General features: G+C 66.6%; 20 protein-coding genes. 7 read left to right on the forward strand and 13 right to left on the reverse strand.

Annotated features, from left to right (window positions below; translation table 11 throughout):
• Nucleotides 1–53: 53 nt before the first annotated feature.
• The 6 genes from ACX80Z_RS10000 to argC are packed head-to-tail and all read right to left on the reverse strand — an operon-like array spanning nt 54 to nt 5,943.
• Nucleotides 54–578, reverse strand: coding sequence for an arginine repressor (locus ACX80Z_RS10000; protein WP_019483395.1), 525 nt, complete (start codon nt 576–578; stop codon nt 54–56).
• Nucleotides 575–1,540 (reverse strand): ornithine carbamoyltransferase, encoded by a 966-nt coding sequence (gene argF / locus ACX80Z_RS10005; RefSeq protein ID WP_459315782.1) that lies wholly within the window; start codon nt 1,538–1,540, stop codon nt 575–577. Before argF ends, ACX80Z_RS10000 begins: the two co-directional genes overlap by 4 nt.
• A complete protein-coding gene (locus tag ACX80Z_RS10010) occupies nt 1,537–2,802 on the reverse strand; it encodes an acetylornithine transaminase (protein WP_035747660.1) in 1,266 nt (421 codons plus the stop codon). Before ACX80Z_RS10010 ends, argF begins: the two co-directional genes overlap by 4 nt.
• On the reverse strand, nt 2,799–3,707 hold the full coding sequence (gene argB / locus ACX80Z_RS10015; RefSeq protein ID WP_116778816.1) for an acetylglutamate kinase: 909 nt from the start codon (nt 3,705–3,707) through the stop codon (nt 2,799–2,801). Before argB ends, ACX80Z_RS10010 begins: the two co-directional genes overlap by 4 nt.
• A gap of 38 nt (nt 3,708–3,745) precedes the next feature.
• Nucleotides 3,746–4,915 carry a bifunctional glutamate N-acetyltransferase/amino-acid acetyltransferase ArgJ gene (gene argJ, locus ACX80Z_RS10020; RefSeq protein WP_024476439.1) on the reverse strand — a complete coding sequence of 390 codons (1,170 nt, stop codon included), beginning with the start codon at nt 4,913–4,915 and terminating at the stop codon, nt 3,746–3,748.
• A complete protein-coding gene (argC, locus tag ACX80Z_RS10025) occupies nt 4,912–5,943 on the reverse strand; it encodes an N-acetyl-gamma-glutamyl-phosphate reductase (protein ID WP_019483400.1) in 1,032 nt (343 codons plus the stop codon). Before argC ends, argJ begins: the two co-directional genes overlap by 4 nt.
• A 113-nt stretch (nt 5,944–6,056) precedes the next feature.
• On the opposite strand from argC, the gene ACX80Z_RS10030 reads away from it, so the two are divergent.
• A complete protein-coding gene (locus tag ACX80Z_RS10030; RefSeq protein WP_459315783.1) occupies nt 6,057–7,022 on the forward strand; it encodes a quinone oxidoreductase family protein in 966 nt (321 codons plus the stop codon).
• Between the two features lie 92 nt (nt 7,023–7,114).
• Here the strand turns inward: ACX80Z_RS10030 and pheT are convergent, their stop codons facing one another.
• Both pheT and pheS read right to left on the reverse strand, forming a co-directional pair.
• Entirely contained in the window at nt 7,115–9,655 is a 2,541-nt protein-coding gene (pheT, locus tag ACX80Z_RS10035) for a phenylalanine--tRNA ligase subunit beta (RefSeq protein ID WP_459315784.1), read from the reverse strand.
• Between the two features lie 2 nt (nt 9,656–9,657).
• On the reverse strand, nt 9,658–10,749 hold the full coding sequence (pheS, locus tag ACX80Z_RS10040; protein WP_459304154.1) for a phenylalanine--tRNA ligase subunit alpha: 1,092 nt from the start codon (nt 10,747–10,749) through the stop codon (nt 9,658–9,660).
• 143 nt (nt 10,750–10,892) lie between these two features.
• Between pheS and ACX80Z_RS10045 the strand changes: the two genes are divergently transcribed.
• From ACX80Z_RS10045 to ACX80Z_RS10060, 4 genes are all read left to right on the forward strand, one after another.
• Nucleotides 10,893–11,351 carry an eCIS core domain-containing protein gene (locus ACX80Z_RS10045; protein ID WP_459315785.1) on the forward strand — a complete coding sequence of 153 codons (459 nt, stop codon included), beginning with the start codon at nt 10,893–10,895 and terminating at the stop codon, nt 11,349–11,351.
• Nucleotides 11,348–11,995, forward strand: coding sequence for an SIMPL domain-containing protein (locus ACX80Z_RS10050; protein ID WP_459315786.1), 648 nt, complete (start codon nt 11,348–11,350; stop codon nt 11,993–11,995). The genes ACX80Z_RS10045 and ACX80Z_RS10050 overlap by 4 nt, the downstream gene beginning before the upstream one ends.
• Before the next feature lie 75 nt (nt 11,996–12,070).
• The gene (locus ACX80Z_RS10055; protein WP_459315881.1) at nt 12,071–12,769 is read left to right on the forward strand and encodes a hypothetical protein; all 699 of its coding nucleotides are present in this window, start codon (nt 12,071–12,073) and stop codon (nt 12,767–12,769) included.
• On the forward strand, nt 12,766–13,287 hold the full coding sequence (locus tag ACX80Z_RS10060; protein ID WP_116778810.1) for a hypothetical protein: 522 nt from the start codon (nt 12,766–12,768) through the stop codon (nt 13,285–13,287). The genes ACX80Z_RS10055 and ACX80Z_RS10060 overlap by 4 nt, the downstream gene beginning before the upstream one ends.
• Before the next feature lie 33 nt (nt 13,288–13,320).
• On the opposite strand, the gene pcp is transcribed toward ACX80Z_RS10060, so the two are convergent.
• Nucleotides 13,321–13,974, reverse strand: a complete 654-nt coding sequence (gene pcp, locus ACX80Z_RS10065; protein ID WP_459315787.1) for a pyroglutamyl-peptidase I — start codon at nt 13,972–13,974, stop codon at nt 13,321–13,323.
• A gap of 111 nt (nt 13,975–14,085) precedes the next feature.
• Nucleotides 14,086–15,282 (reverse strand): cysteine desulfurase-like protein, encoded by a 1,197-nt coding sequence (locus tag ACX80Z_RS10070; RefSeq protein WP_459315788.1) that lies wholly within the window; start codon nt 15,280–15,282, stop codon nt 14,086–14,088.
• Nucleotides 15,283–15,309: 27 nt separating this feature from the next.
• Between ACX80Z_RS10070 and ACX80Z_RS10075 the strand changes: the two genes are divergently transcribed.
• Complete coding sequence (locus ACX80Z_RS10075) at nt 15,310–15,603, forward strand: hypothetical protein (protein WP_459315790.1); 294 nt, start codon at nt 15,310–15,312, stop codon at nt 15,601–15,603.
• A gap of 16 nt (nt 15,604–15,619) precedes the next feature.
• Here the strand turns inward: ACX80Z_RS10075 and ACX80Z_RS10080 are convergent, their stop codons facing one another.
• Together ACX80Z_RS10080 and ACX80Z_RS10085 are read right to left on the reverse strand one after the other, a co-directional pair.
• Nucleotides 15,620–16,465: an ABC transporter permease subunit gene (locus ACX80Z_RS10080; RefSeq protein ID WP_459315792.1), complete on the reverse strand. Its 846-nt coding sequence runs from the start codon at nt 16,463–16,465 to the stop codon at nt 15,620–15,622.
• On the reverse strand, nt 16,462–17,493 hold the full coding sequence (locus ACX80Z_RS10085) for an ABC transporter ATP-binding protein (protein WP_459315793.1): 1,032 nt from the start codon (nt 17,491–17,493) through the stop codon (nt 16,462–16,464). Before ACX80Z_RS10085 ends, ACX80Z_RS10080 begins: the two co-directional genes overlap by 4 nt.
• Nucleotides 17,494–17,573: 80 nt before the next feature.
• Here ACX80Z_RS10085 and ACX80Z_RS10090 point away from each other — a divergent pair, with 80 nt between their 5' ends.
• A complete protein-coding gene (locus ACX80Z_RS10090; protein ID WP_459315794.1) occupies nt 17,574–18,635 on the forward strand; it encodes an Rv2578c family radical SAM protein in 1,062 nt (353 codons plus the stop codon).
• A gap of 40 nt (nt 18,636–18,675) precedes the next feature.
• Here ACX80Z_RS10090 and ACX80Z_RS10095 read toward each other — a convergent pair whose 3' ends face one another.
• Entirely contained in the window at nt 18,676–19,131 is a 456-nt protein-coding gene (locus ACX80Z_RS10095; RefSeq protein WP_026041162.1) for a (deoxy)nucleoside triphosphate pyrophosphohydrolase, read from the reverse strand.
• Nucleotides 19,132–19,179: the final 48 nt, after the last annotated feature.

Consider the following 19,179-nt stretch of genomic DNA (forward strand, 5'->3'; position numbering starts at 1 on the left):
GTTGTGCTCCTAGGGTGTTGAGGTTGGTTTTGTCTGAAAGAGGCAAGAAATGGTCAGGACAGGGGTTTGCTCATCGGGTCCTGCGCAAACTGGCGGAAGCGCTCCGCCACGTCCGGCCCGCCCGCCGGGTCGCGGGTCACCAGCATAATCGTGTCGTCGCCGGCGATGCTCCCCAGGACCGAGGGCATCACCGAGTGGTCGATTGCCAGGGCCAGGAAGTTCGCGGCCCCCGGCGGGGTCCGCAAGACGACCAGGTTTCCCGACGCCTCAGCAGTGACGAGTAACTCCGAGCACAGCCGGGACAGCCGGGAATCGAGGATTTCCTGGGTGACCCCGCTCTGCGGCGTCCGCCCGCCGCCTTCGGCGGGCACCGCGTAAACGAGGGTACCCTCGCCGGCACGGACCCGCACCGCACCGAGCTCCACCAGGTCGCGGGAGAGGGTCGCCTGGGTGACCAGGACGCCGTCGTCGGCCAGGAGAGCAGCCAGTTCTGCCTGGGACCGGACCGACTGCCCAGTGAGGATCGCCCGGATCCTCGCCTGGCGGGCGGTCTTGGTGGTGGGCTGGAGGGAGGTCATCGTCGGTCCATCAGCCAGACCATCAGGGCTTTCTGGGCGTGCAGCCGGTTTTCGGCCTCGTCCCAGACCACCGATTGGGGGCCGTCGATGACATCGGCGGCAATCTCGTAACCACGGTACGCGGGCAGGCAGTGGAGGACGACGGCGTCGGGGGCGGCGTGCGCCATCGCGGCCGCATCCACCCCGTAGCTGCTGAACAGCTCAAAGGTTGCGTCCTTGGCTCCCGCGCTGTCCGGTTCCTGGCCCATAGAGATCCAGGTGTCGGTGGCGACGACGTCGGCGTCGGCAAGCGCGGTGGCAGGGTCGGTGGTGACCAGCACCGACCCACCCGTCTCGGCCGCCCGGGCAGTGGCCTGATCGATCACCGACTGCTGGGGAAGGTGCCCCTCGGGGCCGGCGATCCGGACGTGCATGCCAGCGGTGACCCCCGCGAGCAGGTAGGAGTTGGCCATGTTATTGGCAGCATCGCCCAGGTACGCGAGGCTCAGCCCCGCCAGGGTGCCCTTGTGTTCGCGGATGGTCAACAGGTCAGCGAGAAGCTGGCACGGGTGGTAGTCATCGGACAGCGCGTTGATCACCGGGACCTTCGACGCCGCGGCCATCTCTTCCAGCCCGGCCTGCGCGTAGGTGCGCCAGACGATGGTGGAAACCATCCGTTCGAGCACCTTGGCGGTATCGGTAATAGATTCCTTGTGGCCCAGCTGCGACTCCCCCGCCCCGATGATCAGTGGGACCCCGCCGAGGTCGGCGATGCCGGTGGCAAAGGAGACGCGGGTGCGGGTGGACGTTTTGTCGAAGATGACCGCGACGGTTTGACGTCCCGCAGTGGCTGTTCCGGCTGGGTCCAGGCCGGCGTAGGTGCTGCGCGAATACGGGGCACGCTTGAGCTCGGCGGCAAGGTCGAGGACTTCGGTCTGCTCGGCCTGGGTCAGGTCGGTGTCGACCAGGAAGTGGCGGGTCATGGGGTACGTTCCTTTGCGATATTCAGGATGCCGGGCAGCGCGGCGGTGAAGGTGGCAGCCTGCTCTGTGGTGAGGATCAGCGGTGGTGCCAGGCGCAGCGTGTGCGGGGTGGGAGCGTTGATGATGAAGCCCTGGAGTAGTGCCTCGGTCACGGCCGCAGCGGCGTAGTCGCCGGTCAGGTCGAATCCGATCAGCAGCCCTTCACCGCGGACCTCGGTGACCAGCTCGACAGTGGCAAGCTCGGCGCGGAGCCAGGCTCCGACGTCGTGCGCGTGGCCGAGGAGGTCGGTGGCCTCGATGGTGTGCAGGGTAGCCAACGCTGCGGCCGTCGCGACGGGGTTCCCCCCGAAGGTGGTGCCATGCTGGCCGGGGGCGAACAGGGATGACACCGCAGCGCCGAACGTGATCAGCGCACCAATAGGGAACCCGCCGCCGAGTCCCTTGGCAAGCGTCATGGCATCCGGCACGATGCCGCTGGGCTGATGGGCAAACCAGGACCCGGTGCGGCCGATCCCGGTCTGGACCTCGTCGAGGATCAGCAGCGCGCCAGCTCGGGTGGTGACCTCACGGGCGGCCTGCAGATACCCGGGAGGGAGCGGACGGACGCCAGCCTCCCCCTGGATGGGTTCGAGGATGACCGCTGCAACGGTCTCGTCGACCGCGTTCACCAGCGCCTCGATGCTGCCGAACGGCAGATGTTCGACGCCGCCGGGGAGCGGTTCGAACGGCTCACGGTAGGCCTGCTTCGCGGTCAGCGCGAGCGCCCCCATGGTGCGGCCGTGGAAGGCGCCGTCCAGGGCCAGGATCCGGGTGCGTGCGGGTTTGCCGTCCGCCGCTGGGGTGCTGTTGCGGCGCGCCAGCTTGAAGGCTGCCTCCACCGCCTCGGTGCCTGAGTTGGTGAAAAAAGCCTTCGACCCGGCGGGCGCCACCGAGAGCTGCAGCAGCTTTTCGGCCAGGGCAATCTGGGTGGGGCTGGTGAAGAAATTCGACACATGCCCCAGGGTGGCGAGCTGGCTGGAGATCACCGAGGTGACGAACGGGTGGGCGTGGCCCAGAGCGTTGACGGCGATACCGCCGAGCAGGTCGAGGTACTGGTTGCCGTCGGCATCCCAGACGGTGCAACCGTTGCCGCGGACCAGGACCCGCTGCGGGGTGCCGAAGACGCCGAGCAGCGAGGAGCTGTAACGCGCCAGCCAGTCAGCACCCGAGGCCTGCTGGTCGAGCACTTCGGCGAGCTGTTCCGTGTGGTTGAGATCAGTCATGATCCGTCCTCGTCCGGTACCACCTGGGTGCCGATTCCGGCGGTGGTGAAGGTTTCCAGCAGCATGGAGTGGGCCAGCCTGCCGTCGACGATGTGCGCGCGCTCCACTCCGCCGTCGATGGCGGCGAGGCACGCGGTCATTTTGGGAATCATGCCCGACTCCAGCTGCGGCAGCATGGCGCGCAGCTGGCCGGCGGTGAGGGAAGAGATCAGCGAGGACCTGTCGGGCCAGTTGGCGTACAGCCCCTCGACGTCCGTGAGGATCACCAGTTTGGAGGCGTTCAGGGCCTGGGCCAGGGCCGCCGCGGCGGTATCGGCGTTGACGTTGAGGACCTGGTTGGTGCCCTCGCCGTCGTCGTCAATCTCCGGGGCGACCGTTGAAATCACTGGGATCCGGCCGGCCTCAAGGATGTCGAGGATGGCGGCCGGGTTCACGCCGACCACCTCGCCGACCAGGCCGAGGTCCACCTCGACGCCGTCGACGACGGTGCCGGTGCGGGTGGCTTGCAGGAGGCCGCCGTCCTCACCGGAGAGTCCGACGGCGTAGGGGCCGTGGGAGTTGATGAGACCGACCAGCTCGCGGCCCACCTGACCGGTGAGCACCATCCGGACCACGTCCATGGTGGCGGGGGTGGTGACCCGCAGGCCGCCCTTGAATTCGGACTCCATGCCGAGCCGTTGCAGCATGGAGCTGATCTGCGGTCCGCCGCCATGGACGACGACCGGGCGGATTCCGACGTGGTGGAGGAAGACGATGTCCTCGGCGAAGGCGCGGCGCAGGTCCTCGTTGACCATGGCGTTGCCGCCGTATTTGATCACCATCGTGGTGCCAGCAAACCGTTGGATCCACGGCAGCGCTTCGATGAGGGTCTCTGCCTTGTCCTGTGCGGCAATGACTGAATTCATGGTCTCCTTCTGTTCTAAGCTGCCGCGGCGGGCAACCGTTACGACGAGTACGCCGAGTTTTCGTGCACGTATTCGTGCGTGAGGTCGTTGGTCCAGATGGTCGCGGTCTCGGTCCCGGCGTTGAGATCAATCTCGACCGTGACCTCGCGGCCCGTGAGGTCCACCAGGTCCCGTGAATCGCCGATGCCGCCGTTGCGGCAGATCTGCACCCCGTTCATGGTGACGTTCAACTGGTCCGGTTCGAAGGCCGCGTCGGTGGTGCCGACCGCTGCCAGCACCCGGCCCCAGTTGGGGTCGTTGCCGAAGATGGCCGTCTTGAAGAGGTTTGAGCGGGCCACCGATCGGCACACCGTTTCGGCGTCCTTCTCGCTGGCCGCGTTGACGGCGGTGATGGCGATGTCGTGGCTGGCACCTTCGGCGTCCTTGATCAGCTGCTGGGCCAGTGAATGGCAGACCCCGGTGAGCGCTCCCTCGAACTCCTGCAGGTCGGGGGTGACCCCGCTGGCGCCCGACGCGAGCAGGACCACCGTGTCGTTGGTGGACATGCACCCGTCCGAGTCGGTCCGGTCGAAGGTCACTCGAGTGGCCGCGCGCAGGGCCGTGGCCAGCTGTGCGGGATCGACAACAGCGTCGGTGGTGAGTACCACCAGCATGGTGGCCAGACCGGGGGCGAGCATCCCGGCGCCCTTCGCCATCCCGCCGATGGAGTATCCCTCGCTGGGGGCGTCGACTGAAGCCGGGTGCCTCGCGTTCTTTGGCACCGAATCGGTGGTCATGATGGCTTCGGCTGCGGCCTGCCCGCCGGCGGTGGACAGTTGGGCGACGGCGTCGCTGACGCCTGGCAGCAGCTTGTCCATGGGGAGCTGTTCCCCGATCAGCCCGGTGGAGCAGATGAAAACGTCACCCGAGGAGACCCCCAGCGCGTCGGCGACGTACTCGGCGGTGGCGTGAGTGTTCTGGAAGCCAACGGCCCCGGTGCAGGCGTTCGCTCCCCCGGAGTTGAGGACCACTGCATCGACCCGCCCGTCGGAAACCACCTGACGGGACCACTGCACGGGTGCGGCGGCAACCCGGTTGGAGGTAAACACTGCCGCTGCGTGCTGCAGGGGTCCGTCGTTGACAACGACCGCGACGTCGGGCTTGCCCGAGGATTTGAGTCCGGCGGCAGTGCCTGCGGCGCGGAATCCGGCCGGTGCGGTGATGCTCATGGTGCTACTCCCTGCAAGGTGAGCCCAGCGGTCTCCGGGAGTCCCAGGGCGATGTTCATGGATTGGATGGCCCCACCGGCGGTGCCCTTGGTGAGGTTGTCGATCACGCAGGTGACAATCACGCGCCCGGCGTGTTCGTCGAACGCCAGCTGGAGGTTGGCGTAGTTGGAGCCGAGCACGGCCTTCGTGGCCGGCCAGTGGCCTTCCGGTAACACGGTGACGAAGGGTTCGTCGTCGTACGCTGCGGTCCAGGCATCCCGCAGCTGTTCGGCAGTGGTTCCGGGCATCACCTTGGCGGTGGCGGTGGTGAGAATGCCGCGGGCCATCGGTGCGAGGGTCGGGGTGAAGGACACCTGGACCTGCTGCCCGGCGGCGAGGGATAGCCCCTGCTCGATCTCGGGGGTGTGCCGGTGTGCGCCACCGACTCCGTACGGGCTCATTCCCCCCATCACCTCGGACCCCAGCAGGTGCGGCTTGACCGCTTTGCCCGCGCCGGAGGTGCCCGACGCTGCAACGATAACGACGTCGTCGGGCTGCAGCAGCCCGGCCGCGAACCCCGGGGTGAGCGCCAGCAGCGAACTGGTGGGGTAACAGCCCGGGACGGCGACCCGGCGGGCGGAGCGCAGGAGTTCGCGGTGGTCGGGCAGCTCAGGGAGGCCGTACGGCCAAGTGCCGGCGTGGGCGGAGCCATAGAACTTTTCCCAGGCAGCCGGGTCGGAGAGGCGGTGGTCGGCGCCGGCATCGATCACGAGGGTGGTGTCGGGTAGCTGGGCAGCGATATCGGCGCTGGCGCCGTGAGGCAGGGCGAGGAAAACCACGTCATGGCCAGCGAGGTTTTCCACAGTGGTCTCTTCAATCAGGCGGTTGCTCAGCGAGTGCAGGTGTGGTTGAAGTTCACCGAGACGCGATCCTGCACTGCTGTGGGCAGTGATCGCACCGATGGTCACCGAAGGATGGGAGACGAGCAGGCGGAGCAACTCACCGCCGGCGTAGCCGCTGGCACCCGAAACCGCCACTGAAATAGTCATGACCCAACAGTACAACAGGAATATACAGAGGTCCACATAAATATGCACGAGGTGCTGCGAGGAGACCCGGTCGTTCTAGCATGGAAACACAGCACGCCAACAAAGGAGCCTCGATGCCAACAGCCATTGTTATCCAGCAAGCCGGAGGACCCGAAGTACTCAAGGTGACCGAGGTGGATCGGCCCACACCAGCGGGCTCCGAGCTCCTGGTGCGGGTGGCCGCGGCAGGCGTCAACTACATCGAAACCTATCAGCGCAGCGGCTACTACCCGGTGGGCTATCCCTTCACCCCGGGCGCCGAGGCCGCCGGCGAGGTGGTGGCGCTGGGCCCGGAGGCGTCCGGCTTCGCCGTCGGCGACCGGGTGGCCTTCGCCGAAGGGAAGGGCACCTACGCCGAGTTCACCCTGGTGGAAGCCGACAAGGCCCTGCCGGTGCCCGAGGGCATCAGCCTCGAAACGGCAGCAGCGCTTCCGTTGCAGGGCATGACCGCGCACTACCTGATCAATACCACCTTCACCGTTCAGCTGGGCCAGACGGTCTTGACGCATGCCGGTGCGGGAGGCGTGGGCCTGCTCCTCATCCAACTGCTCAAGGCCAGGGGTGCCCGGGTGATCACCACGGTCTCCACCGACGCCAAGGAGGCGCTGGCCCGGGAAGCCGGAGCAGATGAAGTGCTCCGATATGAGGGCTTCGACACCGCCGTGCGGGAGCTCACCAACGGCGTCGGAGTGGATGTCGTGTACGACGGCGTGGGCCGGGCCACCTTTGACGGGTCGTTGGCGTCGCTACGGAAGCGCGGCACGCTGGTGCTGTTCGGCGCTGCGTCGGGGCCGGTTCCGGCGTTCGACCCGCAGCGGCTGGCGTCCGCGGGGTCGGTTCATCTCACCCGGCCGAAACTGCTCGATCACCTGCTGACCGTTGAGGAGCGGCGCTGGCGCTCCTCGGAGCTGTTCGCCGCCGTCGTGGACGGCTCGCTGAAGGTCAGGATTGGCGCAACCTATCCCCTGGAAGCCGCTGCGCAGGCGCACGAAGACCTGGAGGCACGCAAAACCACCGGGAAACTGCTGCTCGTTCCCTAGCACCCGGATTGACTGCCCACGGGTCACGGGCAGTCCGGACGGTCCGGGCAGTCCGGACCGCCCGGAACCGCGACCGGACCGCCCGGAACGGGCTAGCGCTGGACGGCTCCGTGGCGTTCGGCCGCCAGGTGGACCGCTGCGTCGCGGGCGCCGCTGGCCTCGTCGGCGGTCAGGGTCCGGTCCGGTGCCCTGAACCGCAGGGCGAAGGCCAACGACTTGCGCCCGTCCTCAATTCCCGCGCCGTCGTACACGTCAAACAGGTGCACGTCCTCGAGGAGCTCCCCCGCGCCTTCGCGCAGGGTCGAGAGCACGACGTCGGCCGGCAGCCCGCCGTCGACCACCAGTGCCACATCCTGGGTGGTGGCAGGGAAGGTCGAGAGGTGCTTCGCGACAATCACATCCGGAGCGGCGTCGAACAGCAGGTCGGCGTTGATTTCCAGCGCCACGGTGCGGGCTGGAAGGTCTAGGGCGGCAAGAAGCTTCGGGTGAAGTTCGCCGGCATAGCCGAGCAGTTCACCGGTGCGCAGCGAAATGCGTGCCGTGCGACCGGGATGAAACACCTGGTGCTCCCCCTGCGTCACCTCAAGGTCGACGCCGACGACGTCGGCCATCAGCCGGACCGTGTCCAGGGCATCCGCCCAGTCCCACGGGCGTGGCTGATGGTTGGCGCCTGCCGGTGAGTCGTTGCCGGTGAAGACAGCAGCGATGGTCAACGGCTGGTCGGGCAGTCCGTCATAGAGGCCGTCAAGGATGTCTTCGGAAGGGCGGACGCCCAACGGCGGAATGTCACGACTGCCGACGGCGTCCTGCGGCAGGAACACCAGGCCCGCCTCGTACAGGGCCAGATCCCGGAAGCCACGTGAATGGTTCCGTTTGGCGACTTCGATCAGTCCGGGCAGCACCGAGCGGCGCAGGTAGCCCAGTTCGGCACTCAAGGGGTTGGCCAGTTTGATGGCGGGCTGTTCCGTCGCGTCGGCGGACCCGAAGGTGTTGTTGCTGTCCAGCGAAACGAACGGGTAGGAGAGCACCTCGGTGAGGCCCGAGTCGGCCAGCGCCTGCAGCACGCGGCGGCGCTGCACCTGGACGCGGGACAGGCCGCTGCCGGGAGGTGCCACGGGAAGCCGCGACGGGATCTTGTCGTAGCCCACCAGCCGGGCGATTTCCTCGGTGAGGTCGTCCTTGATCTGCAGGTCCTGCCGCCAGCTGGGCGCCGTGACGGTGTGACCGCCGTCGTGCGCTTCCACTACGGCCCCCAAATCGGTGAGGGCCCCGGTGATCTGCTCGTCGGTGAAGTCGATGCCGATCCGGCTGGCCGCGTAACCAGCAGGCAGGTCGATGACGACGGCGCCGGGCTGGGTGCCCACCTCGGTTCCGGCGTCGTCGGCGGTGCCACCGGCGAGTTCGACCAGCAAGTCCACCACGCGCTGGGCGGCGATGCCGGCAACCTGCCAGTCCACCCCACGCTCGAACCGCTTGGAGGCCTCGGACGGCAGCTTGTGGCGGCGGCGTGATCGCGCGATCGACACTTCATCGAAGTGGGCCGCCTCGACCAGCACCGTGCCGGTCGAGTCGGACACCTCCGTGTCGGCGCCACCCATGACACCGGCGATGCCGATGGCGCCTGAACCGTCGGCAATCAGGAGGTCCTCGACGTCGAGCTTGCGGACCTTGTCGTCGAGGGTTTTGAGCGTCTCCCCCGGCGTTGCCCGCCGGACGACGATGCCGCCGGAGAGCTTGTCCTGGTCGTAGCAGTGAATGGGCTGACCCAGTTCGAGCATCACATAGTTGGAAATGTCGACGGGCAGGGAAATGGAACGGATCCCGGCGAGCCGGAGCCGGGAGGCCAGCCACGGCGGCGTGGGACGGCTCGCATCGACGTTGCGGACGGTGCGGGCGACGAACCTGTCACAGCCCGGGTTGCCGTAGATCGGCGACTCGTCGCTGATGGTGACCGGGTAACCACCGGACAGTGCCGCGGGCGCGGTGACCTGGGCTGCGGGGTCGGTGAAAGCGGTCCCGGTGGCATGGGCGTACTCACGGGCAACGCCGCGGATCGAGAAGCAGTAGCTGCGGTCCGGGGTGACGTTGATTTCGGCGGCCTGGTCGTAGAGACCCAGCAGGTCCATGGCATCGGAGCCCACCTCCGGGTCGAGTCCGAGGGTGGAGAGCACCAGGATGCCGTCGTGATCGTCACCGATGCCAAGTTCGCGCACCGAGGCGATCATGCCGGCGGAGACGTGGCCGTAGGTTTTGCGGGCGGCGATGTGGAAGTCGCCGGGCAATACGGCGCCCGGCAGGGTGACCACCACCTTGTCACCCTCGACGAAGTTGTGGGCGCCGCAGACGATGCCCTGCACCCCCGACGGGTCGATGCCCTCGGTGGTCAGCGTCTGGGGCTGGCCTTCGGGGACAACGCGGACCTGGCACCAGTTGATGGTTTTGCCGTTGGTCTGCGGCTCCTTGACCACCGAGAGCACCTGGCCGACGACGACGGGCCCGGACAGGGTGTCGGTGGGACGGTGCACGGCCTCTTCCTCAAGGCCGACCTTGACCAGTTCGGCCATTACGTCTTCGGCGGTGGCACCGGCTGGGACCTGTGCGAATTCACGCAACCAGGAAAGTGGAATACGCATGCTTAGATCTCCATCCCGAAGTGCTCGCTGAACCGTACATCGCCCTCAATCATGTCCCGCATGTCGCCTACCTCGTTGCGGAACATCAGGGTGCGTTCAATGCCCATGCCGAAGGCGAACCCGGAGAATTCCTCGGGGTCGATGCCCGCAGCGCGCAGCACATTGGGGTGGACCATGCCGCAGCCACCCCACTCGATCCACTGCGGCCCGCCCTTGGCGCCGGGGTGCCAGATGTCGAGTTCGGCTGATGGCTCGGTGAACGGGAAGAAGTTCGGGCGCAACCGGATCTGGGCGTCGTCGCCGAACATCAGCCGGGCGAAGTGCTCCAGGGTGCCGCGCAGGTCGGCCATGCTGAGGTTCCGGTCGATGGCCAGGCCTTCGAACTGGTGGAACACGGGCGTGTGGGTGGCGTCGAGCTCATCGGTGCGGAACACTTTGCCGGGGCACAGCACGTACAGCGGCAGCGGACGTTCCAGCATGGACCGCACCTGGACGGGTGAGGTGTGGGTGCGCAGCAGCAGGTGCGCCTCGGGAGGCTCCACGAAGAAGGTGTCCTGCATGTCACGGGCCGGGTGGTCTGGTTTGAAGTTCAACGCGTCGAAGTTGAACCACTCCGACTCCAGCTCGGGTCCTTCGGCGATTTCCCAGCCCATGCCCACGAAGATGTCGCTGACGCGTTCCTGCAGCGTGGACAGGGGGTGGCGTGCACCCGCACGCCGACGTCGCGGTGCGGCCGTCACATCCACCGCCTCCTCAACGAGGATGCGGGCATCACGTTCGGCTTCCAGTTCAGCCGTCCGGGCGGCGAGCGCAGCGTTGATTCTGCCGCGCGCCGGCCCGATGTTCTTGCCGGCCGCAGCCTTCTCGTCCTTGGCGAGGGCACCGATGCCCCGGTTCGCGAGGCTGAGTGGCGATTTGTCGCCGGTATGGGCGATTCGCACCTGCTTAAGCCCGTCAAGATCGGCCGCGGCTGCAATGTCGTCGAGCGCGCGATCAACGGTCGCGCGAATCGCCTCGGCATCAAGCGGGGAAGGAACGTCGACGACGGCGGACGTTGCGTGCGCGGGTCCGCCCGGCGGTGTGGAGTCAGACATCGAGATGTTCATACCTTCAGTGGTGGTGGGCAACTGGTGTTTCACCGCGGATCCGGTGACCGTTGGCAGACGGTGCAAGTCTAGCTAACACCGGTGCTGAGTCCCCAATGGGCACCTGTGACTCCCGTACTAGGATGATTCCCATGGTCCCGGCCCACAGAATGCGATGGCTGCTCAACTGGCTGAACCTGTCCACCGCGGCGGGGCTGATGCTGGCGAAAACGAAACGGTGCGACCTCCGCCCTGGCCCCGAGGGGCTCCTCCTCGCTTTTGGCTACACCGGCACCCTGCCGGTCGCGCGTGCCTTCACCGTGGGAAACGTCATCCTGTTCCGCGGGTCCGCCTCGGAGGGGGCACCCCGCCCGGCGCTTCTTGCCCACGAAGCCCGGCACAGCACCCAGTACGCCGTCTGTCTGGGGTTGCCCTTCCTGCCGCTTTACTTCGCGGCGGCGGCTTTTTCCCTCCTGCGTACCGGTGATCCTGCATCCCTGAACCTTTTTGAGCGGCGCGCGGGATTGGCCGATGGTGGGTATGTTCAGCGACCAGTGCGGCCGCTTGCCACGACACTTTCCGCCGTATTCGGGAAAAGGGGAGCACCGTGACGTTGGGTACCGACGTTCCAACCATCACGGTCACTGGTACCGGCTCGGTCGCCGCCGTGCCCGACCGCCTGCACCTCGGCGTCGGGGTGGAGGTACGCCGTCCGACGGCCCCGCAGGCGTATCTCGGGGCCGCCGACGCTGCTGTCAGGGTGTTCGATGCCCTGGACTCCCTCCGGCTTCAGTCACTTCAACGGGCCACCCACCAGATCGGGCTGCGCGCGGAAATCCTGTGGGGCGAGAACCAGGAGCAGCGGGTCACCGGGTATGTCGCGTCACAGGATCTCAACCTGTCGATCGGTGACCTATCGTCAGCGTCAGCCGTACTTGAGGCTGTGGTGCAGGCTGGCGGCGACGATGCCCGGATCAGCTCTCTGTCGTTCGGCTTCTCCGATCCGGGGGCCAGGGCTGCCCAGGCACAGGAGGCCGCCTGGCAGGATGCACTCGCCCGGGCCCGCCGCTGGGCCGAACTGGCGGGATGCGTCCTCGGCACAGTGGAGGAAGTATCCGAGGTGGCGGGACACTCTCCGCGTCCCCTGATGCGCGAAGTGATGTTGGCTGAGCAATCAGCTATGCCCGTCGAACCAGGCGAGGCCGACGTCGTCTGTAGCGTTACGGTCCGCTGGCGGATCGCGACGCTGGAGTAACGCGGCTGGAATAACGCACCAGTAACGCTCGGCGTGCTATTCAGAGACCCGAGTTCGGGCTGAATCAGGTGAATCGTGTGTGAAATTCCCAAGGGTCCGCGACGGTCGTTGCTGACTCCCAAACAACTGGTCCTGGGGTGCTTAAGCGTCACCCTGGTAGTGGCGGGAATTCTTTTGCCACCCGATCTTTCCGATGAGGGGCTGGCCAGCCTCGCCATCTTCGGCGTGGGCCTCTATGGATTCGGCTTGATCACCGTGGGCACGGCATTGCTTGTGACCGAGGTGATCCTCCCCGCCGTGAAGGAGGTGGAGTTCGGACTCCCCTCCGGCGACAGAATGGCCACAGCAGTCTCCTCCCGGGAGGAAGCACTGCGGGACGAATTCGACCGTCAGCGAGGGGATCTTGAACTCTGCGCTCAGTTGCTCTGTGATGACCCGGTGATAGCCCTGCGGCTACTTGAAGCGGCCTGGGCGAAGGCGGCCGCGGTATGGAAGGGGCCGGTGACTCCCGACATTCGAACGTTCGTGATTTGCCAGTTGGTCGACCTCGTCGATCTGCACCTGCACAACGCCGGGCGGATCAGGGCACCCTCGGCGGGTGGTTCGTTGCTGACAGCGCTTGATGGACCGGAACGCACGGCTATGGTCCTCCGCGACTTCGCCGGACTTTCGCCCACCCAGATTGCAGTGATCACCAACCGGTCGGTGGACCGCGTGCGTGCCGATCTGCGAACCGGCAATGCCAAGGCAGATGCCCAGCGGGAAACGCCATGAACAGTCAGCTCCGCGACCGCCTCGCGGCTGAAGCAAGCGACCGGGCCCAATCCCATCCGGCTTTTGTCGACCGGGCACTGCAGGACGGTATGCGAGTGTATCGGCGGCACGTGGTTCTCGCCGTCACCGCCGCCGTAGCCTGCGCCGTGGCGCTGATCGCGATGGCAGCGTTGGCGCCCAGGCTGGTGTGGGGAAGCCCGGCCGAGGAACGGATTGTCGGTCTGATCATCGAGCCCGGAGCTGAAACAGTGCTTCTGGGCGGGACAGTCGAATTCGTCGCAGTGGCCCAGCTCCACGATGGCAGCACCCGACCAGTCGAGGGCCCAATCATCTGGAAGTCCTCCGACACCGGTACTGCGATCATCGCGACCTCGGGACAAGCCAAGTCGGTCTCCCCTGGCATCACTACCATCTCTGGCTCCCTTGACGGACAGGAGGAGCTGACGGGCCGAGCCTTCCTTAAGGTGCTGCGCGCCACCGTCGGGCCGAGAGTGTGGTGGGCTTCCCTTCCGCCCTGATCTCACCCGCCGACCCGATCGGGTGAGCGGTACCTAGTGTTCCGCCCCGGCGGCCAGGCGCAGGTCCGACGTCGTCTGCTGGCTCGTCAACGCGATGAGGCGAAGCGCGGTTGCCATCTCGGCAACGCGCATTCCCGGAACCCCGTGAACTGCTGCCTGTTCCACGGAATAGGGAACGTGGATGAAACCACCCCGAGGACCGTCACCCTTGCGGTCGGTCGTGGTGGCCAGCTGGTCCATGAGCCCGTAAAAGACGTGATTGCACACATAGGTGCCGGCGGTCTGGGAAATTTCAGCGGCAATGCCAGCCTCGATCAAGTCCTGCAACGCCTGCTTGATCGGCAGGGTCGAGAAATACGCCGCCGGTCCGCCGACCCGAATCGGGGCATCTATGGGTTGGTTGCCTTCATTGTCGGGGATGCGGGCGTCGTCGATGTTGATCGCGACGCGTTCCAGCGAGATCCTCGTTCGCCCGCCGGCCTGACCCACGCAGAACACCAGTCTGGGGCGGTGCAGGGACACCGCAGCACGCAGGATGGCGATGCTTTCACCAAAGGTGCAGGGCAACTCGACCGCAAGAGCATCGACCCCGTCAGCACGCAGGTCCTCGGCGGCCTGCTGCGCCGCCTGCCAGGACGGGTTGACTGTTTCGCCGCCGAACGGCTCGAATCCAGTGAGGAGAATCATGGGTCAAGCCTAGGCGACGCCCCACCCGAGTGGCGTAGGCGCACAGTAGTGGTTGCCCAACACCGCGTCCTCGGGTGCGCCACTCTTCTGGGCCGGGCACCGGCGGCCCGGTCAGGCGAGGAACGCGGTCAGCCCCTCGATCAGCCGTTGCACGTCGTCGAGGTTGGTGTAGGGCGCCAGACCCACCCGGAGCCCGCCCGCCGCTCCCAGCCCCAGCACGCCGACCGCTTCAATCGCATAAAAGTTGCTGGCGGGCACCAGGATGTCACGTTCGGCGAGGAACCGGCTGGCCGCGGCAGCGTCGTGGCCGTCGAAGGTGAGCAGCAGCGTCGAGGTCCGGACGGCGGCCCGGGAGTGGACTGTCACGGCTGGCAGCTGGGCTATTGCCGCCTCAAAAAGCGCCAGGAGTGACGCCTCATGCCGTTCGATGTCGGCGTGGGCCGCGATGAGCTGTTCCCGGCGGGACCCGCCGTCGCCCAGGGTCGCAGTGAAGTCGATTGCCGCCGTCGTGCCAGCCATGATCTCGTACGGCAGGGTGCCAAGTTCAAAGCGTTCAGGGACCGCGTTGGTGGAGGGCAGCAGCTTCCCGGGAAACAGCGTCTCCAGCAGGGCTGGCGCTGCGGCGAGCACACCGCAATGGGGGCCGAGGAACTTGTAGGGCGAGCAGACGAAGAAGTCGGCGCCCAGCGCCCGCACATCCACGGCAGCGTGGGCGGCGTAGTGGACACCGTCGACGAACAGGAGGGCACCGGCGTTGTGCACCATCCCGGCAATAGCCCGGATGTCGGGCATGGTCCCGAGCAGGTTCGATGCTGCTGTGACGGCGACGAGCCGGGTGCGGGGGCTCAGCGCCTCCCGCAGTTCGTCCAGGCGCAATTCTGAGGTCTCAGGGTCGAAGCTGACCCAGCGGATGGTGGCGCCCCGCCGCTCGGCGGCCTGAACCCACGGCCGGACGTTGCAGTCGTGGTCCAGACGGGTCACGACCACCTCGTCGTTTGGCCCCCAGCCGGTGCTGAGGTGCTTGGCGAAGTCGTAGGTGAGTTGGGTGGCGCTGCGGCCGTAAACAATCCCGGACGGGTCCGCGTTGAGGAAATCCGCCATCGCCGACCTGAAGCTGAGGACCGCCTGATCAGCGTTGCGCTCCGACGCGACTGAGCTCCCCCGAATGGACAGCGGACCGGTGAGCGTATCAGCGATCGCCTGCCCCACGACGCGCGGTGTCTGGGTTCCGCCCGGACCATCGAAATGGGCGATCCCGGAGGCCAGGGACGGGAAGTGTGAACGCAGGCTCTCGACGTCGAGGGGCATGAGGTCCTTTCGGATGGCTGGCAGGCGTTGCTCAAGCCTAAGGGGGAAATCCGCGACGAGCGGGAACTACGGCAGGTGGGAACTGCGACGGGTGGGAACTGCGACGGTTGGGGCCTTTTGACGGGCGGGCTGGTGCCCGGCCAGTTTGGCGAGTTGCTGGGCCTGCCGGAGTGGCTGCAGGCAGTGAGGCCGTTTCATCATTCCCCGGCCATGCCGGTTGAAGCTTTCGATCCCGTCCCGATTGTGGTGATGGGCCTCGTAGCGGTTGGGGGTGCAGTCCTCGCCGCGTACCTCATCCGGCACCGCGATCTCACTGGCTGAACCGACCCCTTCCCTCCTAGATCCCGACATCCCGTCGTTGCAAGGCGACCGCGCTGAGTCCGGCGAGCGCTGCCGAGATGCCCCATAGCCAGGCGGCAGCACCCCAGTCCGCCCCATTGGCCACCGGTGAGTTCCCATACGCCCAGTGGTAGGGCGAGAGGTTCAGCAGCCACTGAAGATCGGGGCTTTGGCGTCCGACGGCGTTGGATACGTAGCTCAGCACGGCGACCCCGGCGCCGGCCGCAAGGCCATAAAGCCTCCTGCCACTCACCGCCCCGACACACAGGGCGGCCATCCCGCTGAGGAGCGCGAGTCCCCCGAACAGGACCGTCGCACCAAAGAGGTCCTGAGTCTGAATCCCCAGCTCAGCGGGCTCGTTGAGGAGCAGCACGAGGATGAAGACGACTGCCGCGAGCGCGACAGTGCGCACCGCAATAGCCAGGGCCCGCTCCAACACCACTTGGGGTCTGGTGACCGCGTGCGCCAGCGTCAGTTCCAACTGGCCGGACTCCTCATCACCGGCCACCGCCGACGCACCCCAGGACACCGACGCGATGGTCAGGAGCAGGAAGCCGATCAGCCCAAAGATGGTGGCCTGCGTGTACCCGGGACCCGAGGCGATCTGATCATAGTTCAGTGCTCTGGTCATCTCCGGAGGTAGCGCGTTGATCATGTCCTGCATCTCGTCGCTGTTCCCGAGGGAAGGAAACAGCGGCAGGTATACCAGGATGGCGGCGGCGAGGCCCACGGCCCAGGCCAGGGTGGATCGCCAGTGATCAAGCAGCGCGCGCCTGAACAACGGCAGGATCCTGGCTGGGTCGGTCCGGCCGTCCCGGGTGGCTGGCGGTGCCGAGTGACTCATGACCGGCTCCGCTCGCTGAATCCACGGGGGCCGGCCACGGCACCGCGGCGACCGGAAGCACCGGCAGCACTGGCAGCGCCCGTCCCGCCGGTGCCTCCGTTCCCGCCGGTGCCATCGTTCCCCCCGTTGCCATACAGGGTGAGCACTGATTCCTCGAGATCGGGTTCTTCGATGACCAGATCGGCGAGTTGGAGCGGTGCCAGGGCAAGGATCAACGGCCGGATGGCACCCTCGTGGGTGGCTGAGATTTCGGTGAGCTCGCCGGCCGTCTGAACTTCGATGGTGTGCAACCCCGGCACGTCCCGGAGCAGCAGCTCCAGCTCGGGCCCGGGGACACCGGTCACCGCGATCCGGATCTGGCGGTGGGCACCCTCCCGGAGGGCTGAGACGCTTGAGACCTGGACGATGTCGCCGTCGCGCAGGATGGCGACCCTGTCAGCGGCCTGCTGGACCTCGCTCAGGACATGTGAACTCAGGAAGATGGTCTGCCCCCGCTGCTGGGCTTCGCGCAGGAGTGCCCGGAACTCCTGCTGCATGAGCGGGTCGAGGCCACTGGTTGGTTCATCCAGAATCAGCACTTCGGGGTCATGCATGAAGGCCTGCACCAGCCCCAGCTTCTGTTTGTTGCCTTTGGACAGTTTGCGGGTGTGGCGGTCCAGGTCCAGGTTGAAGCGTTCCGCCAGCTCGTCCGCTCGCCCCGGCCGCACCGCACCGCTGATGGCCGCATAGTGCGCCAGCAGCCGGCGTCCGGTGATCCGTTGCTCAAGGAATAGCTCACCCGGCAGGTAACCGATTTTGCGCCGCAGTTTAGGTCCCGCAGCGCCCGGATTCTCACCCAGAATCCTGATACTCCCGGCGCTCGGCCTGATGATGTCGAGCAGGCACCGCATGGTGGTGGTTTTTCCTGCACCGTTGGGCCCGATAACGCCGAAGACTTCGCCGCGTTCCACCCCAAAATCGATGCCGTGCAGGACATCCCGGCGACCAAACGATTTCCGGAGGCCCTTGACCTCGATCACCTGGCCCATGGCACGCACCACCTTCCTGAGTTCACAGCTTACAAGCAGTCCTCCCTCAGCCGCAGTAGAACGTATGTTCTAATATATTCATGCGATGGGCTGGTCAGAGTACGACGACGACGGCGCCGGCTCCTCAGGAGCCGCTGCTGCCCCTGAGCGGCCTGCTCCGGACTGTCAGGACGCCAGAATTTGCGGGCATCACGTTCCACGAGGTGCTCGCCAAGTCGGCGCTGAACCGGGTACCCGGCAATTCCAGCATGCCGTTCCACTGGACCATCAACCCCTACCGCGGTTGCTCCCACGCCTGCGTCTACTGTTTCGCTCGAAAGACCCACAGCTACCTGAACCTCGACACTGGGTTGGACTTCGACTCCCAGCTGGTGGTCAAGACCAATGTGGGTGAAGTGGTGCGCCGCGAACTGTCCCGCAGGTCCTGGCAGCGGGAACATGTCGCGATGGGCACCAACACCGATCCGTACCAGCGGGCCGAGGGCCGCTACCGGCTGATGCCCGACATCATCACCGCGCTCGCCGATTCGGGGACACCGTTCTCCATCCTCACGAAGGGCACCCTCCTGGCACGGGATATCCCGCTCCTGAAGAAAGCATCTTCAGCGGTGCAGATTGGGATGGGAATCTCGCTCGCCATTACCGACCCCGCACTAGCCCATGCGGTGGAACCCGGTACACCCAGCCCCAAGGCACGGCTCGAGCTGATCAGCCGCCTGCGCGACGCTGGATTGCCCTGCGGGGTTCTGGCAATGCCGATCTTGCCGTGGCTGACCGACGATGACGAGTCACTCGATGCATTGTTTGGCGCCCTGGCCGCTGCCGGTGCCACTGGAGTCTCGGCGGGCGCCCTTCATCTACGGCCCGGGGCCCGGGAGTGGTACCTGGAATGGCTGGCGGAGAATCACCCGGCGCTGGTGGGCCGGTACCGGCGCCTGTATCGCGGCGGGAGCTATGCATCCAAGGAGTACCGCACCTGGCTGTCGGGGCGGATTCGGCAGCACCGGGCTAATCACGGGTTCACCTCCGGGGCGCAGTTCTTTCGAGAGCTTCAGCCGGGACCTCCCGGAGTCAGCGAAACGGCTGTTACGTCTACCGTGCGCCCTGCACCCGCTACGGATGCGGAGCCGACACTGTTCTAGAGCCAGCACTGTTCTAGATGCGGCGCGAGAGCTCCCCGGTCTACTGTTGAGCCGCTCCGGCATGGCAGGTCTGCGTCAGCACCGCGTCAACGATGGGGCGGTCGGCAGGGATCCAGGCGAGGTCGGCCAACTCAGTGGAACCGGCAAGGGGAACCCAGGAGAGAACATCGTGGTCTTCCAGCGGCCGGGGTTCACCGGTGGTGACTTCGGCTAGCCAGACCCGCATGACGGCGCGTTCGTTCAACGCCCAGCCACCGGGTACCGGCCCGACGATCTCAGCGCCGAGCTCAACTTCGACCCCAAGCTCCTCCAGGAGCTCCCGATGCAGTGCGGCTGTGTCCGTTTCCCCCGCCTCGACCTTCCCCCCGGGGAATTCCCACATGCCGGCGAACTGCTCGGGCGCCGTGCGACGGGCGGCAAGCAGCCGGGTGGGGTGAGTCAGGGAATCGACGATCGCTGCGCCGACAATCTGGCGGGGTAACTGGTCAGCTGGCACGAACCGAGTGTAGCTGGCGGTACCGGCCCGGCTACAGTTGAAATAGAC

This window comes from Arthrobacter sp. TMT4-20 (genome assembly GCF_054510775.1).